The organism is Thalassotalea litorea (assembly GCF_005843925.1).
In the GTDB taxonomy this organism is placed as follows: domain Bacteria; phylum Pseudomonadota; class Gammaproteobacteria; order Enterobacterales; family Alteromonadaceae; genus Thalassotalea_A; species Thalassotalea_A litorea_A.
Window position 1 is genome coordinate 12946 of record NZ_VCBC01000002.1, and the last position, 15019, is coordinate 27964.

Consider the following 15019-nt stretch of genomic DNA (forward strand, 5'->3'; position numbering starts at 1 on the left):
TTTTAGGTGAAAAAGCCTGGCCTTGCACCTTTTAAGCGAGGCAGATTTGTTGAAATCATCACGAGTTGCCCGTGATTTTTGTCTGTACGTTAGAATGGCGGTAAAGCGTACCATCGTTTATTTCATACAAGGTTTCAGCCCAATCCAGAGTTTCCTGACGATGAGCAATCGTAACTCGGGTCATCTTCAACAGCGAGAATTGCTCGCTGATCAGCTTTTCATTGGTGCAATCGAGATGGCTTGTCGCTTCATCCATGAACAAAATAACCGGTTGTTTATAAAGGGCCCGCGCAAGCAATATTCTTTGCATCTGCCCACCCGATAAGCTTGTTCCCATATCCGCGATCACACTGTTGTACCCCATAGTCATTTTTGCAATTTCGTTATGAATAGAAGCCGCGCGGGCACACTGTTCAATTCGTAATAAATTAGGGTTGGGGTCAAAAAAGCATATATTATCAGCAATGGAACCGGATAATAATGTATCGTCCTGAAGCACTCCGGCGATAAGCCTGCGATAATTTAATAAGCCAATCTGGGTGATATCCTGACCATCGTGAAGCACACTTCCAGATGTTGGTTGTAACAAACCAAGCATGATTTTCATTAATGTTGATTTACCAACCCCGGACGGGCCTGTTATCGCAATTGACTCCCCTGCCGCGACAGTTAAATTAATATTTTTCAGTAATGGTTCAACGGCTTTTCCACTTTGTTGGTAACTAAAGCTAACATTAACGAGTTTTAACTCTCCTTTTGGTGCAGACAAATGCCGTTCACCTTGTCGATTCCTCTCTTCTTCATGTAACGCAATGTCGGCGATTCTATCTAAGTGCAATCGCATCATCTTAAATTGAATCAACTGTTCAATCAGTTCCATTGCCCTTGCAGTAAATTGATTTTTATAGGCGATAAATGCCAGTAACATCCCCACGGTCAACGTGGTTGACATAACCATGCCCGCAGCAATGAATATCACCAGTACATTTTCCAATCCAAATAACAATTTATTGCAGGTATCAAAGCCTATATTTAATCGCCCTAAACGTATTTCATGATTAATCACATCGACGTATTTATTTTGCCAGGCATCCTGGCGAATGGATTCATGGGCAAATAACTTTACCGTTTGCATTCCTCGAGCCGTTTCCAAAAAATGACTTTGTTCTTTGGCAGAGCTTTGAATTAATTCCTCGGAAATTCGCTTCAAAGGTCGATATAAGCTAAAACGAATCAGTGAATAAAGAGCGACGACGCTAATAACAATAAAAGTGAGCTTTACCGAGTAGGCGAACATCATAACCAGCAGCGCAAGCGACAGTATTCCATCCACTAACGTCGTAACAAACCCAGTCGTTATGCGTTCACGAATTTGTGCCAAACTTCCAAACCGAGAAACCAAATCACCAATATGCCTAGCTTCAAAAAAGGACATGGGCAGACGCAGTAAATGTGCCATCAAATTTACGCCCATTTGTAAGTTCAGTGCACTGGAAAGTCTCAGTATGATCCAGGAGCGGGTAATATTAAGAATGCAGGTAAGGAAAACAACCAGAGCAAAGCCAAGACCGAGAATCATCAGTAAAGATTGGTCGAAACTAACAAGCACTTCATCGACAACCCATTGCATATAATACGGAGCGAGTAACGCGCAAAACTGTAGTAAAAACGACAGTAAAATTAGCTTCACCATCGATGGCAAAACACCTGCACTTTTCGACCAAAGCTGATAAAACCTAAGGCGTGATTTTTCCTGTTTTTGTACAAAATTCGCGGTTGGCGTTAATTCCAGACAAATGCCAGTAAAATGTTGCTCAAATTCCTTCAGTGTTAGTCGACAGTTACCTTTCCCGGGGTCGTTGATATAAAACAGGGTCTTTTTCCCAGACTGAGTAACACGGGTTAACACCACAAAGTGATTCATATCCCAATGCAATATACATGGAAGTTTGAGCTTGCGGATGTCGTTTAAAGGACATTGCAAAGCTCGGCACGACAGATTCAGCTGCTCGCTAAGGCCAATCATTTGTTGTAATGTCATACCCGATGAGCCAGCTGAATGGCGCTGGCGAATAGCGGCCATATCTAAAGAGTGGCCGAAATAGCTGGCGATCATAGCAATGCAGGCCAACCCACATTCCGCAATCTCCGTTTGCAAAATCATTGGGACTTTTCGAGCAAAAGAAAAATTTAATACTGCTGCAGTCATATGACTCTCCTTAGTCAGTTGACTGGTTTAAATAATCATACGGTTGATTAGAAATATAATAATCACTACACACCCGCGATAAACCGTTATAAACATTTGTTTTTATGTAAAAAGGAAGTTTGGTTACTCAAATCGAAAACGTACTCACTTGTTGTGAGATTTGATCAACAACAGGAAGTTAATCAAACCACAATTGAATACAAATTAAATCTCAGATTCGTCGGAGGAATTAACTTCAGCCGCACTAACTTGAAACGTTGACAATATGACATGCAGTGACGATGTAATAATCGTTATTCTAATAGCCTGAACTGTACTGTAGATTGCAAGTAGAGCAATGATAATCTGACCAATTATGTTTCCTTCCATAAAGATAAGTAAAAACCCAAGTAGTATGGCTAGAAAAATGTGTCGAACGATGCCGTTTTTGATTTTATATATTCCATTGTGCCTTTCGATGTAGATATTTTCCCGAGGGAAATGCTGTATCTTAATAACCTCATTTTGCTCAAGGCTGCAGTTAAGACCAGAACCGTTCAGTATATTAAGTAAGGATTGCATTTATTAGCTCCGTTTGAAAAAAGGCATGAAACATGCCTTCAAATTTTTTCAATAATTAGTTAAGCCTCACTAACATTATTGATAATAAACCCTCCCAGAATCAACCACGCTCCGATAGTGGGTCCAGCAACAATCACTGCCGCTGTGGCCAAAATGGCCTCTCCTACGATTTGACCTTCGCTTTTAGTGTGGCCACCACTGACTTCTGCGATTTCACTACAATTTAACTCTTTCATAAAAAACGTCTCCTTTTGTTTTAAAAAAATGTGAATGTTTTACTGCTCCGGCTCCTCAGAGTCGCACCACCATTCAAAATTAAGCTTCGAACCATGGTATTTTCTGCACCTTTCCATGTATTTATGCAGAAGAATTTTTCTAATCAATCACCACCGAATGTTAAAGTTTCTCCGCCGCGCCTAATAAGGGTTCAAATAACCAGGCCATTAGGCTGCGTTTTTCTAAAATAATATCGGCTTGAAACAACATGCCACTGCGCAGCGGAAATTGACTGTCATTGGTTTGCATTCCTTGACTGTCCAGCTGCGCACGTATACGGTAAACCGGCTCTCGGATGGAAAATGGTGCTGATAATTCCGCAGGCTTAATAATGGTTTGATCCACCTGAATAATTTTTCCATTGATAAAGCCAAAACGTTGGTAAGGAAACGCATCAAATCGCAACTTAGTGGCTTGACCTGAGGTAATAAAACCCGCACTTCGAGTGGGTAGATATAGCTCTGCTAACAATACCGAGTGTTCCGGTATCAAACTTAACAATAACGTATTCGGACTTACCGACTCCCCCGCGACGACCTGCAAGCCCGTCACTATGCCATCGCGGTTCGCGCGCACTGTGTATTTATTGTTGGTGCGGATCTGTCCAAGTTGATTTTCCAGTTCCGCTTGATGGCGATTCAGTGCACTGATTTTTAATTGGTATTGCTCAGGAATTGTGTCTAATTCCAGCTCCATCCGAGTCAATTCTCGCTGTTGTTGCAGCTGAATTCTTTTCAGTCCCTGACGTTCTTGCTTTAAATCCAGTAATTGCTGATGATGACTTTGCTTTTCTCTGTCAGAGACAAACCCTTGATTAAACAAGCTTTCGATTTGCTGATGACGATGAGCCAATATTGAAAATTTGTTTTCCAGCAACGCTGCCTGTTGCTTAGTCACTTGTTGTTCAACACGAAGTACACTATTGCGTTTTTCCAAGCTTTGCAGCTCTTTTTTCTGGAGGCTTTGGTATTGTTCCGCTTCCAGATTTAATAAGTGTATTTGCGAGCTAAGTCGGTTAATAAGGCGCTCTGAGAGTGCCAATTGGTCATCTGTGTTTGCCGTTTCTGTTGACTGTCCGAAGCCAAACTGCCCTCGCGTAGATAGTGTGAGTAATGGCTGTCCTTGCGCGACGGTATCGCCTTCTTCGACATACAGTTCATCCACATAGCCAGTTAATTGTCCGTAGGTTTTTATCACCCCTTTGTCGGGCTTTAGGTAGCCTCTAACCGTTTCCTTGCGCGAATACGAAGCCAAAGCTAAAAAGCTAATGATTAAGAAAAACATTATTACTATGGCCGTAACCAACAAAGAAAGCGACAGTGGTTGTGTTAACACCACAGTTCCTTGCAAACGATGTTGTTGCTTTTCCAGGACTTCCTTGCGAAATAACCCCATGCGTCAAACCGAGTAATTTATCAATGAATTATGGTTTCAGCATGGTTTGTGTTATTTAAAAATCAAACGGCAAATAACCTGAACACTGAATTTCAAGCGAAAGACAGACAAAATAAGGCATGTGCGCTGCAGGATGATTAAATTTTCGTTGTCACCGGATACGAAAAATTGTCTAGGGAAGTAACCAAAACAGGAAATTCAGTGAAGGAAAAATTTTTAACTCGTTATCTTTAAGAGTTTATTGAATGTTTAACTGGCGGGCAATGTTCAACTTATCGGGCCAGCAATTGGCGAGCGCCGTGCGGGAATCATTTAGGCTGCCACTGCTGTAAAAGCTCATGGCTGGATTATTTTGCTCGGGGTTTAAAAGGTTATTTTGTCGCAAACGCCGCTCTAGTTGTTTAGCAACCGCTATCGATGTATCGACAATATTGGCTTTGTTAGCCACTAACAAAGATATTGGCTCCAATAAAAAAGAGAAATGGGTACATCCTAATACGATTTGATCACATTGCTGTGCAATAAGCGGTTGAACATATCGAAATACGGCTTCTTGCGCCTTGGTATCATTAAAACTGCCGCTTTCAACCAAAGAGACAAAATCTGGACACGCCTGCCCAATCACATCAACATCCGGACATTCCAGTAATTTTAATTGCGCAAAAGACTGACTTTCCAATGTTTGCTGAGTGGCCAACACCCCTACCTTGCCCGTCTTGGTGGCTTTCCCAGCAGGTTTTATTCCTGGTTCAACCCCAATAACCGGTAATTTAAATTGTTCTCTGAGTTTTGCAATGGAATGCACGGTTGCGGTATTACAGGCCACGACAATCGCCTTACACCCCTGCTGAACAAAAAACTCAACAATTTGCTCCGTACGTTGCAGTAGAAAGCGATCAGATTTATTACCATAGGGTGTGTTTGCCGTATCGGCAAAATAGAATAGGTGCTCCTGTGGCAAAGCATCAAGAATCGCCCGGCAAATGGATAACCCACCGAGTCCAGAGTCAAATACACCAATGGGTGAATGCTTATCCATAATTGCAATCGGTTGTTAGTCGTGAAGAGATAACGAGCGAGGCGCTAAACATGGTTTAGAACCTCGCAGTGAATTTACAGGCCGGCCTTGGTAAATACCGCACTGACTAATACTTGCGCTTCGGCAATAATCGCCTCAAGGTGTTCTTGAGAGACAAAACTCTCAGCGTAGATTTTATAAATTTCTTCGGTACCCGACGGACGTGCTGCAAACCAGCCGTTTTCGGTCACTACTTTTAAACCACCAATCGCTGCACCATTACCCGGTGCGTGTGAAAGAATATCCGTGATCGTTTCACCGGCTAAGTCGGTTTGTTCAATATCGTCTTTGCTCAATGAGGTTAATACGGCTTTTTGCGCAGTGGTGGCCACCGCTTCGACGCGTCCATAGCATGGTGTTCCGAGCTCTTCCGCCAGGCTTAAATACCATTGATATGGGTCTTTACCTGTGACCGCTAAAATTTCTGCGGCAAGCAAAGCAAGAATAAATCCATCTTTATCCGTAGTCCAACAGCTACCATCAAGGGCTAAGAATGATGCACCGGCGCTTTCTTCACCACCAAACGCATAACTACTATCGCATAGACCATCGACAAACCATTTAAAGCCAACGGGTACTTCAGACAGTGGACGCTGAAGTTTCTCTGCCAGACGATCTATCAATGAGCTAGAAACCAGAGTCTTGCCTATTTTTGCAGTTGCAGGCCATTGGCGGTGCGTTAGCAGATAATTAATTGCAACGGCCAGATAATGATTGGGGTTCATTAACCCACCGGTTTTAGTCACGATCCCGTGGCGATCAAAATCAGGGTCATTGCCAAGGGCAACATCGAAATCATCCTTCATCGCGATCAGACCTGCCATCGCATACGGCGAAGAGCAATCCATGCGAATTTTGCCATCTTTATCTAACGGCATAAATGCAAAGCTGGCATCAACAACCGGATTCACTACTGTGATGTCCAAGCCATATTGTTCAGCAATTTTAGGCCAGTAAGCAATACCGGAACCACCCAGTGGATCCACACCAATTTTCACACCTGCATCAGCAATGGCTTGCAGGTTTATCACTTTTGACAATTCATTTACGTAAAAACCGATAAAGTCCTGACGCTGCAAAAGTGGTGAGTTCATCGCATCCTGCAATGAAACATGCTTCACATCTTGTAAATTGCTGGCAAGAAGCTCATTGGCTCGTTGCTCAATCAATTTAGTAATCTCACCTTCTGCCGGACCACCATGGGGGGGATTGTATTTAATGCCACCATCGGTTGGCGGATTATGAGAAGGCGTGATAATCAACCCGTCAGCGCGGGTGTCGCTGGTATCGTTATGGGCAATAATCAGTCGTGAAATCACCGGTGTTGGCGTAAACCCTTCATCATCTTGAATAACCACAGGAACATTATTTGCAATCAATACGCTAATCGCGTTGGCAAATGCCGGCTCAGATAGAGCGTGCGTATCCTTGCCTAAATATAAAGGCCCGGTAAACCCCTGTTGATTACGATATTCGGCAACCGCTTGGCAAATGGCTAAAATATGCGGCTCGTTAAAGCTAATTTTAGTTGCGCTGCCACGGTGACCTGAAGTGCCAAAGCTAACGCGTTGCTCAGCAACATTAACGTCAGGTTTAAGCATAAAATAATCGCTCGTTAAGCGACCGATATTAATTCTATCCTGAGGACGCGCGGGTTTGCCTGCATGGGGGTGAACACTCATGGTATTTCCTTATTTACGATAGTGCGAAAGCGAATAATTACAGAAAGTCGCGAATGCTTTCAGCTTGTTCGTTGTTGTAGCCCAGCACCTGAGCCACATCCGTTAGCATTAACTTTTTCTTTGTCGTATTCGAGTTGGTTATTACCCAGTACTCCGAATCTGGAATTTGTTTTGGCTTGGAAGAACTGCCTGTTGCCAGCAAATCCGCTTCACTTTGAGCGAAATATAATCGGTCCCGACCACGAATATCCAACACTGCGGAAAATTGTTTCGGGTGAACACGATGTAAGTTGCCTAAGATATTTAAAAATCGGCCAACGGCGCCTCTTTCCATTGCCAGTTCTTCTTTGTTAATTAAATCAAAAATATTCTGGCAGCTGGTTAATGTTTTCGCTTCCTGAACAACGTTCTCGGATTCTTCAACGACTGCGTGTTGTGATGCTGGATCTTCAGTGACTGCAGTATCTTCTGCGACAGGGTTTGATTTAACAGCCGCAGCTGACAGTTCTGCGTTTTCTGTCAATAGACGGCGAAGGATATCTGAGGCACTTTCGCCAATAAATTCCGTTTTACTCGCGATGTACTGATATAGTTCGTCTTCAATCTCAATTGTTTTCATTTTAATACCACTGCTAAAAATTAGAGAGCCCCAGGCTTTAATTCAAAGATGGAAATCAAGCTTTTTGATCAATATTTGAACGAAATCAACCCTAAAGCCACTGATTAACTCTTATTATTTCAAAGATTATACTTGGCTTATAATCAACTCTCTACCCTATTGAACTGAAATTAGTGTAAATTATCGGGATTTATATAGGTCGAGTAATGTACTTGATTATTCATTTTCAATTCAACGAGTAAAACGAGCATCATGACAACCCTACTCAATTATCAACGAGGCGGCGCCGGAGCTACCGTAATCCTGATCCACGGTCTGTTTGGCGCCATGGATAATCTCAACCATTTGGCTAAAGCGTTACAAGAAAAGTGTGATGTCATCCAGGTGGATGTTCGCAATCATGGTGACTCTTTTCACCATCACTCGATGGAATATGATGATTTAGCAAACGATGTCTTTCATTTAATGGATCATCTCAACATTGAGCAATGCCACTTCGTTGGTCACTCGATGGGCGGGAAAATTGCAATGCAATGTGCATTAACTCAGCCAAACCGCTGTAAAAGTCTGGTGGTTGCGGATATCGCCCCGGTGGCATACCCGCCACATCACAATCAAATCATTGCTGGTTTAAAGGCAATAAATGTCGAATCGATTCGCCAACGCCGAGATGCAGACAAGATCCTTGCCGAATATGAACCAACTTTAGGTGTACGTCAGTTTTTGTTAAAAAATTTGGTCAAGTCAGAACACGGCTACCAATGGCGGGCCAGTATCGACAATATCGCCGATAGTTACCTTCACATTACCAAACCCGTGCGCCAGGATTGTCAATATTCAGGCCCAGTGTTGTTCATTAAAGGCGAGAATTCTGATTACATTGTTAATGAATACCGCGCCGCGATTGGCAAATTATTTCCCAATGCAAAAGCTCGGGTGATTAAGGATACTGGCCACTGGTTGCATGCCGAAAAACCCCTCGAATTTAATCGCGTTGTAGAACATTTTATTGAAAAAAATGACGTTTAAAATCTAACAATATTTTTCACTGGACACTGATGTAATTTACCTAAGGCATATGCTATAGTGCCGCTCTGATTTTTAAGGGCGAATTATGCTGGCAGAAAATTTAGAATTAATTGAAACCATAGGTTTGAATTTATTTTTTCTCATTATTTTTTTCTTTATTGGGATGTCGATTCACGATGTGATGAAAAAAAATAACGTCCCGAAAAAAGGCCAATTTGTGGTGTATTTTGTATTATTCCTAGGCTGTGCTGGATTCATTGCCAAAGGCATTATTCAGTTCGTTTGGGAAACTAGAGGAATCGGCTAAAATAGTATGGCAAAAGAAGCAGCGGATCTGACCACTATTGACTTGTTTGTTGACGAAAAACGCCCTGGGCGTCCCCGAACCAACCCTTTTCCTCGGGAAGTACAGGTAAAAATCAATAAACGCAATCAAGTTAAGCGTGATAAAAATAAAGGTTTGAAACGAGTAGAGTTTAAAATCCATCACCAATTGTTCGAACAATTGGATGAGATGGCACAAGATCAAGGCATTAGCCGCAGTGAGTTGATTGAAAACATATTGACTCAAGCGTTACAAGAAGACGCATAAATAAAATTTAAATTTAGTAATTAAGGGTTTTAAAAACATGGCAACTGTTGGACTATTTTTCGGTAGTGATACAGGTAATACCGAAGCTGTCGCCAAAATGATCCAGAAAAAACTGGGTAAGAAAAACGTAGATGTGCGCGATATTGCCAAGAGCAGTAAAGAAGATATCGCAGCATTCGATCTACTAATCCTTGGTATCCCTACTTGGTACTATGGCGAAAATCAATGTGATTGGGATGACTTCTTACCAGAACTGGAAGAAATTGATTTCACCGATAAGTTGGTTGCAATCTTTGGCCTTGGCGATCAAGAAGATTACGCAGAGTACTTTGTTGATGCAATGGGACCGTTGCGTGATATCGTGGAATCGAAAGGCGCGATCTTGGTTGGTCATTGGCCAACTGATGGTTATGAATTTGAAGCATCCAAAGGTTTGGTTGATGACGATAACTTCATCGGTCTTGCCCTTGACGAAGACCGTCAGCCAGAATTAACAGAAGAGCGTGTGGACGGTTGGATCGCACAATTAAATGACGAAATGGCTCTTTCTGAACTGTTAGATTAATCCAATAAATCGATTATCTATCGAAAAAGCCCTGCGGTTGCAGGGCTTTTCTTTGCCAGGAATTGGTTGAAGATAAATGCAATCCTTTAAATATTTGTAATTTAGGGGTTTTAACCTCTCGTTAATGCCCCTATAATTTCCTATTAATTATCGTTTAATAAAGCAGGTTTTCCATGCCGGAACAAAATGAAGAACTAAAAAGGGCTGGATTAAAAGTAACGCTTCCGCGAGTAAAAATTCTCGACATTTTACAAAATCCGGATAACCAGCACATTAGTGCTGAGGACGTTTACAAAATCCTTCTCGAGCAACATGAAGAAATTGGCCTGGCAACAGTTTATCGGGTGCTTAACCAATTTGATGATGCTGGAATTGTTAGCCGTCATCATTTTGAAGGTGGTAAATCTGTCTTTGAATTGTCGCACAAGGCTCATCACGACCACCTAGTCTGCTTAAAATGCGGGAAGGTGGTAGAGTTTGAAGACGATGTCATCGAGCAACGCCAAATCGACATTGCCAACAAAAACAAAATCAAACTAACGAACCACAGTCTGTACTTGTACGGCGAGTGCGAAGATGAAGACGCTTGTGAAGCATATCGAAAATCTAATCAATAATCGTTGCTGAAAAAGGACCTAAAGGTCCTTTTCTTTTATCTACCAAAATATATTTTCAATGCATTTATTCACCAACAAATCAAAATTTTGGGTCGCTTTGGGCAAGGCATTAACGACGGAATAATTTTATGACAATCGAAATAACTTCATCCCCGTCTAAGCAAGATTTGAAAACGATCAGTTAAGGAATACAATCATTTAATCAGACGCATTTGTCTGATCCCGTTGTCTTTGAAGCCGATACTAAGTTTGCAGTATTTGCCAGAAACGACCAAGGAAAACTACAGGGTGGGATCCGGGCCAACGCATTTTGGAATTATTGCGTGATTGAATTACTCTGGCTCAGTACGGAAACCCGAGGAACAGGAATAGGCACCAAATTAATGCTTGCTGCAGAGCAGTTTGCTGCTAGCAATGGCTTTGAGTACGTTCGCACTGAAACACTCGACTTCCAGGCAAAACACTTTTACCAAAAGCTTGGTTATCACGTATATGGCCAATTATCAGACCTTCCAAAAGGCCACACCACGTATTGTTTAGTTAAGAAGCTTTAAAGTCCGTTAATCTTGGCAACCGCCAGGTTTTCTCTAACCAGCTTTACTGTCTTCTATTATTTGCCATGCAATAACTGAGAGAAATGATGACTCGCGATATTAAATCCCTGATTTAAATATAACTTGTGGGCCAGAAAGCGTTGCACGCCTGAATCGAGATGCAGTTGCTCACAACCTTGTTCAATGGCATATTCCTGCAACCAGTTCAGCATTTTCTGGCCATACCCCCTCCCCCGAACCTTTTCATCGGTCACCAGATCGTCCAGGTAGATATGTTTTTTCCAAGCTAATTTGTAACTCAGAATAAATCCCGCCAGAGTAACCGGTTTTTCGTCCGCAACAAGCACTGCGATTTGATAGCCCGATTGCATTTGCACTTTGATGGTATCCATCAGGGATTTTTCAGTATATTGGCTTCTTAACGTTAGCATTATCTGAGCAACATCATGCAAAAATTCATCCGAATGTTGAGCTATATTACCGTCGTTAATCAGTGTAATTGATATATGTGCAGGCATATCCTGTATCCTGGTCGTTAGTCGTTAGTAGAGTGAAAGTGAACGTTCATTTATCATCCAAATGATTGATAGCATTTTCATACCAGCAAGGGTTATTAATATATTGGATTTGCGATTGCAGTGGCAAGTGTTTGTTATCTATATATTTAATCGTATCAGGATGAGGCTTGCCCACACATAAATCCAATGCCAGGCGTTGCGGCTTACAATAATGCCCCCGGTGTATCATTTGAGCGCTGAAAACTAACGCATCACCCGCTTTCAGATCGATCAACTTACTTCCTGGTAGCGGTTGGTGATTTTCATTACCACTCAGTTGTAATCGAACATTGCGCTCCTTGTCTGTATCCCAACGTCTGTGGGTACCCGGTATCAATTCAATGCCAACTTCATCAATCAGGGGAATTCTGATATGAAGATTCAGCAATGTTTTTAGGTAATCTTTTTGAACGTCTTCAGTTTTTCCATTGTATTGAGTGTCTCGATGCCAATACGGTTTACGACGATTTTTATAAGGATTAAAAAACAATTGAGTATTATGAAAATACAGTTTATTTCCAAACACTCCCGACAGGGTTTCAATCATATTGATTGGCACCAATGAATTAAAAAAATGCCCCCTTTCACGGTCAGGACATTCTCCACCTTGAAAATAAATCGCTTCCGTTAGGCCATGCATATTTACCATGGCATATTGTTGAACGTCCCTTTCATTATCACTCATCCAGAACTGATATATGCGCTCGACTTCGGCAGTTAACGCTTGTAATGCAGGAGATTTAAAGCATTCAGGAATTATAAAATACCCATCCGCCTCGTATTGTTGATGGTAGGTTGTTATCAAACTTATATCTGGCTTAGCTTTTATCTGTTTCATCGACAATCCCTAAGTGCGTTGACTGAGACAACGTCATAGATGCAAAGGAACGTTGACTTTAAATGATATAACACTCGTCTTTTCACCAATATCACGTCCGCATATAAATATACAGTCAACATTGGTTGACATAACAATCAAACCATTTAAAAAATGATATGTCTATTTAATTAAGACACCCACCATTATGGCCCAATTGCTTAGCTTTGTTTATACAATTTGCGTTGGTCCTAATTCACAAAGAACAAAACTAAACATGGGTGTCTTGATAAGCTCGAACCAAAGCTAAACATGGGTGTCTTGATAAGCTCGAACCAAAGCTAAACATGGGTGTCTTGATAAGCTCAAGCCAAAGCTAAACATGGGTGTCTTGATAAGCTCAAGCCAAAGCTAAACATGGGTGTCTTGATAAGCTCAAGCCAAAGCTAAACATGGGTGTCTTGATAAGCTCAAGCCAAAGCTAAACATGGGTGTCTTGATAAGCTCAAGCCAAAGCTAAACATGGGTGTCTTGATAAGCTCAAGCCAAAGCTAAACATGGGTGTCTTGATAAGCTCAAGCCAAAGCTAAACATGGGTGTCTTGATAAACGCAGTTTTGACAAACGCCTAGGGAATCGGCGGATTTATAAACAAAAACGGAACCAAGCAGGTTCCGTTTTAAGTGTATGGCTGTATGGGTGTGGTGCCACCCGTTAGTCGATGTGGCTAGCCAGAGATTTTTGCCCAGGTATCACGTAAACCGACGGTGCGGTTAAATACTAAGTTATCCGCACTGCCATCTTTGCTATCCAGACAGAAGTAGCCTTGACGCTCAAACTGAAACGCTTTTTCTGCTTCCGATGTGGCCAAATAAGGTTCAACTTTTGCACCTTTGATCACGGTGAGTGATTCTGGATTTAACACGCTATGGAAGTCTTCTTCACTTGCCGGGTTTGGTACGGTGAATAAACGGTCGTACAATCGAACTTCAGCATCTAGGCTTTCACTCGCGCTCACCCAATGAATAACACCTTTTACTTTACGTCCATCAGCTGGGTTTTTCCCTAAAGTATCGGGATCATAACTACAGTAAATCGTGGTGATATTACCATCTGCATCTTTTTCAACACGTTCGGCCTTGATCACATAGGCACCACGCAGGCGTACTTCTTTGCCAAGCACCAAACGTTTGTACTTTTTGTTCGCTTCTTCACGAAAGTCTTCTGCTTCGATCAACACTTCACGGGTAAATGGAACCGCTCGCGTCCCCATGGATTCATCATTTGGATGGTTTTTTACCGTTAGCGTCTCAACGCTATCTTCTTTGAAGTTTTCAATCACCACGCGAACCGGATCGAGTACCGCCATCGCACGAGGAGCATTTTCATTTAAGTCTTCTCGGATACAGGCTTCCAATACGCCCATTTCCACGGTGTTATCCATCTTGGTTACACCAATGCGCTGACAAAATTCACGAATCGACGCTGGTGTATAACCCCGACGACGGAATCCCGCGATTGTTGGCATCCGAGGATCATCCCAGCCATTGACGAGTTTCTCTTCAACCAGATCGTTAAGCTTACGCTTGCTCATCACCGTATACTCAAGATTTAAGCGAGAAAATTCATACTGGCGAGGTTGTGTTGCAATAGAGATATTGTCGATAACCCAGTCATATAAACGACGATTGTCCTGAAATTCCAGCGTACATAGGGAATGGGTGATATTTTCCAAAGCATCCGAAATACAGTGAGTGAAATCGTACATCGGATAAATGCACCATTTGTCACCGGTTTGATGATGATGAACAAATTTAACGCGGTAAATTACCGGATCACGCATACACATGAAACTAGACGTCATGTCTATTTTTGCACGCAGCGAACATTCGCCTTCTTTAAATTCGCCATTCTTCATTTTCTCAAATAAAGCCAGGTTCTCTTCAACCGACGTATCACGATATGGGCTATTTTTTCCGGGAGCGGTTAAAGTCCCACGATACTCACGCATTTGTTCGCCATTAAGGAAATCCACATAGGCGAGTCCTTTCTCAATCAGCTCAACCGCATAACCGTATAGCTGGTCAAAATAGTTAGAGGAATAACGCACATCTCCGGACCACTCAAACCCTAACCACTTCACGTCTTCCTGAATTGAATTAACGTAATCGATATCTTCTTTTTCCGGGTTAGTATCATCAAAACGTAGGTTACATTGGCCCTGATAATCCTGGGCAATGCCAAAATTCAGACAAATAGACTTCGCATGACCAATGTGCAGATAGCCATTGGGCTCAGGAGGAAAACGGGTATGAACGCCAGTGTGCTTCCCTGAATCCAGATCAGCATTGATGATTTGGCGAATAAAGTTGCTCGGACGGTTTTCAGTTTCCGACATCTAGTGAACCTCAAAAAATACGTAAGAATTTAGATAAATAGCGACGCATTATAACAACACTATCTGTTATC

Annotated in this window: 16 protein-coding genes; 6 read left to right on the top strand and 10 right to left on the bottom strand. The window is 42.1% G+C overall.

Features of this window, described 5'->3' with window-relative positions:
* Positions 1 to 58: 58 nt before the first annotated feature.
* The 7 genes from FE810_RS00515 to seqA form a co-directional block, all read right to left on the bottom strand.
* Positions 59 to 2209 (bottom strand): peptidase domain-containing ABC transporter, encoded by a 2151-nt coding sequence (locus tag FE810_RS00515; protein WP_138318077.1) that lies wholly within the window; start codon positions 2207 to 2209, stop codon positions 59 to 61.
* A gap of 204 nt (positions 2210 to 2413) precedes the next feature.
* The gene (locus tag FE810_RS17140; protein ID WP_212744436.1) at positions 2414 to 2770 is read right to left on the bottom strand and encodes a hypothetical protein; all 357 of its coding nucleotides are present in this window, start codon (positions 2768 to 2770) and stop codon (positions 2414 to 2416) included.
* Positions 2771 to 2829: 59 nt separating this feature from the next.
* Positions 2830 to 3006 carry a hypothetical protein gene (locus FE810_RS17020; protein WP_171022169.1) on the bottom strand — a complete coding sequence of 59 codons (177 nt, stop codon included), beginning with the start codon at positions 3004 to 3006 and terminating at the stop codon, positions 2830 to 2832.
* Between the two features lie 160 nt (positions 3007 to 3166).
* Positions 3167 to 4441 (bottom strand): HlyD family secretion protein, encoded by a 1275-nt coding sequence (locus FE810_RS00520; RefSeq protein WP_138318078.1) that lies wholly within the window; start codon positions 4439 to 4441, stop codon positions 3167 to 3169.
* 238 nt (positions 4442 to 4679) lie between these two features.
* On the bottom strand, positions 4680 to 5480 hold the full coding sequence (gene murI / locus FE810_RS00525) for a glutamate racemase (RefSeq protein WP_138318079.1): 801 nt from the start codon (positions 5478 to 5480) through the stop codon (positions 4680 to 4682).
* 74 nt (positions 5481 to 5554) lie between these two features.
* Entirely contained in the window at positions 5555 to 7201 is a 1647-nt protein-coding gene (pgm, locus tag FE810_RS00530) for a phosphoglucomutase (alpha-D-glucose-1,6-bisphosphate-dependent) (RefSeq protein WP_138318080.1), read from the bottom strand.
* A gap of 37 nt (positions 7202 to 7238) precedes the next feature.
* Positions 7239 to 7820 (bottom strand): replication initiation negative regulator SeqA, encoded by a 582-nt coding sequence (gene seqA / locus FE810_RS00535; protein WP_138318081.1) that lies wholly within the window; start codon positions 7818 to 7820, stop codon positions 7239 to 7241.
* Between the two features lie 252 nt (positions 7821 to 8072).
* On the opposite strand from seqA, the gene FE810_RS00540 reads away from it, so the two are divergent.
* From FE810_RS00540 to FE810_RS00565, 6 genes are all read left to right on the top strand, one after another.
* Positions 8073 to 8849, top strand: coding sequence for an alpha/beta fold hydrolase (locus tag FE810_RS00540; protein ID WP_138318082.1), 777 nt, complete (start codon positions 8073 to 8075; stop codon positions 8847 to 8849).
* Positions 8850 to 8934: 85 nt separating this feature from the next.
* A complete protein-coding gene (locus FE810_RS00545) occupies positions 8935 to 9156 on the top strand; it encodes a DUF2788 domain-containing protein (RefSeq protein ID WP_138318083.1) in 222 nt (73 codons plus the stop codon).
* A 6-nt stretch (positions 9157 to 9162) separates the two neighbouring features.
* Positions 9163 to 9441, top strand: coding sequence for a LexA regulated protein (gene ybfE, locus FE810_RS00550; protein WP_138318084.1), 279 nt, complete (start codon positions 9163 to 9165; stop codon positions 9439 to 9441).
* A gap of 37 nt (positions 9442 to 9478) precedes the next feature.
* Positions 9479 to 10006 carry a flavodoxin FldA gene (gene fldA, locus FE810_RS00555; protein WP_138318085.1) on the top strand — a complete coding sequence of 176 codons (528 nt, stop codon included), beginning with the start codon at positions 9479 to 9481 and terminating at the stop codon, positions 10004 to 10006.
* Between the two features lie 173 nt (positions 10007 to 10179).
* Entirely contained in the window at positions 10180 to 10623 is a 444-nt protein-coding gene (fur, locus tag FE810_RS00560) for a ferric iron uptake transcriptional regulator (protein WP_138318086.1), read from the top strand.
* Positions 10624 to 10835: 212 nt separating this feature from the next.
* Entirely contained in the window at positions 10836 to 11177 is a 342-nt protein-coding gene (locus FE810_RS00565) for a GNAT family N-acetyltransferase (protein WP_246036826.1), read from the top strand.
* Between the two features lie 56 nt (positions 11178 to 11233).
* Here the strand turns inward: FE810_RS00565 and FE810_RS00570 are convergent, their stop codons facing one another.
* The 3 genes from FE810_RS00570 to glnS all read right to left on the bottom strand — a co-directional run bounded on the left by FE810_RS00570 (position 11234) and on the right by glnS (position 14948).
* A complete protein-coding gene (locus FE810_RS00570; protein WP_138318087.1) occupies positions 11234 to 11695 on the bottom strand; it encodes a GNAT family N-acetyltransferase in 462 nt (153 codons plus the stop codon).
* Positions 11696 to 11741: 46 nt separating this feature from the next.
* Entirely contained in the window at positions 11742 to 12572 is an 831-nt protein-coding gene (locus tag FE810_RS00575; protein WP_138318088.1) for a phytanoyl-CoA dioxygenase family protein, read from the bottom strand.
* A gap of 705 nt (positions 12573 to 13277) precedes the next feature.
* Positions 13278 to 14948, bottom strand: a complete 1671-nt coding sequence (gene glnS / locus FE810_RS00580) for a glutamine--tRNA ligase (protein ID WP_138318089.1) — start codon at positions 14946 to 14948, stop codon at positions 13278 to 13280.
* Positions 14949 to 15019: the final 71 nt, after the last annotated feature.

Excerpts from the sequence above, each read along its gene's own strand:
- fur (WP_138318086.1), top strand. The coding sequence starts at position 10,180 with ATGCCGGAACAAAATGAAGAACTAAAAAGGGCTGGATTAAAAGTAACG.
- ybfE (WP_138318084.1), top strand. The coding sequence starts at position 9,163 with ATGGCAAAAGAAGCAGCGGATCTGACCACTATTGACTTGTTTGTTGAC.
- pgm (WP_138318080.1), bottom strand. The coding sequence starts at position 7,201 with ATGAGTGTTCACCCCCATGCAGGCAAACCCGCGCGTCCTCAGGATAGA.
- FE810_RS17140 (WP_212744436.1), bottom strand. The coding sequence starts at position 2,770 with ATGCAATCCTTACTTAATATACTGAACGGTTCTGGTCTTAACTGCAGC.
- FE810_RS00575 (WP_138318088.1), bottom strand. The coding sequence starts at position 12,572 with ATGAAACAGATAAAAGCTAAGCCAGATATAAGTTTGATAACAACCTAC.
- murI (WP_138318079.1), bottom strand. The coding sequence starts at position 5,480 with ATGGATAAGCATTCACCCATTGGTGTATTTGACTCTGGACTCGGTGGG.
- FE810_RS00520 (WP_138318078.1), bottom strand. The coding sequence starts at position 4,441 with ATGGGGTTATTTCGCAAGGAAGTCCTGGAAAAGCAACAACATCGTTTG.
- fldA (WP_138318085.1), top strand. The coding sequence starts at position 9,479 with ATGGCAACTGTTGGACTATTTTTCGGTAGTGATACAGGTAATACCGAA.
- FE810_RS00570 (WP_138318087.1), bottom strand. The coding sequence starts at position 11,695 with ATGCCTGCACATATATCAATTACACTGATTAACGACGGTAATATAGCT.
- glnS (WP_138318089.1), bottom strand. The coding sequence starts at position 14,948 with ATGTCGGAAACTGAAAACCGTCCGAGCAACTTTATTCGCCAAATCATC.
- FE810_RS00540 (WP_138318082.1), top strand. The coding sequence starts at position 8,073 with ATGACAACCCTACTCAATTATCAACGAGGCGGCGCCGGAGCTACCGTA.
- FE810_RS00545 (WP_138318083.1), top strand. The coding sequence starts at position 8,935 with ATGCTGGCAGAAAATTTAGAATTAATTGAAACCATAGGTTTGAATTTA.
- FE810_RS00515 (WP_138318077.1), bottom strand. The coding sequence starts at position 2,209 with ATGACTGCAGCAGTATTAAATTTTTCTTTTGCTCGAAAAGTCCCAATG.
- seqA (WP_138318081.1), bottom strand. The coding sequence starts at position 7,820 with ATGAAAACAATTGAGATTGAAGACGAACTATATCAGTACATCGCGAGT.
- FE810_RS17020 (WP_171022169.1), bottom strand. The coding sequence starts at position 3,006 with ATGAAAGAGTTAAATTGTAGTGAAATCGCAGAAGTCAGTGGTGGCCAC.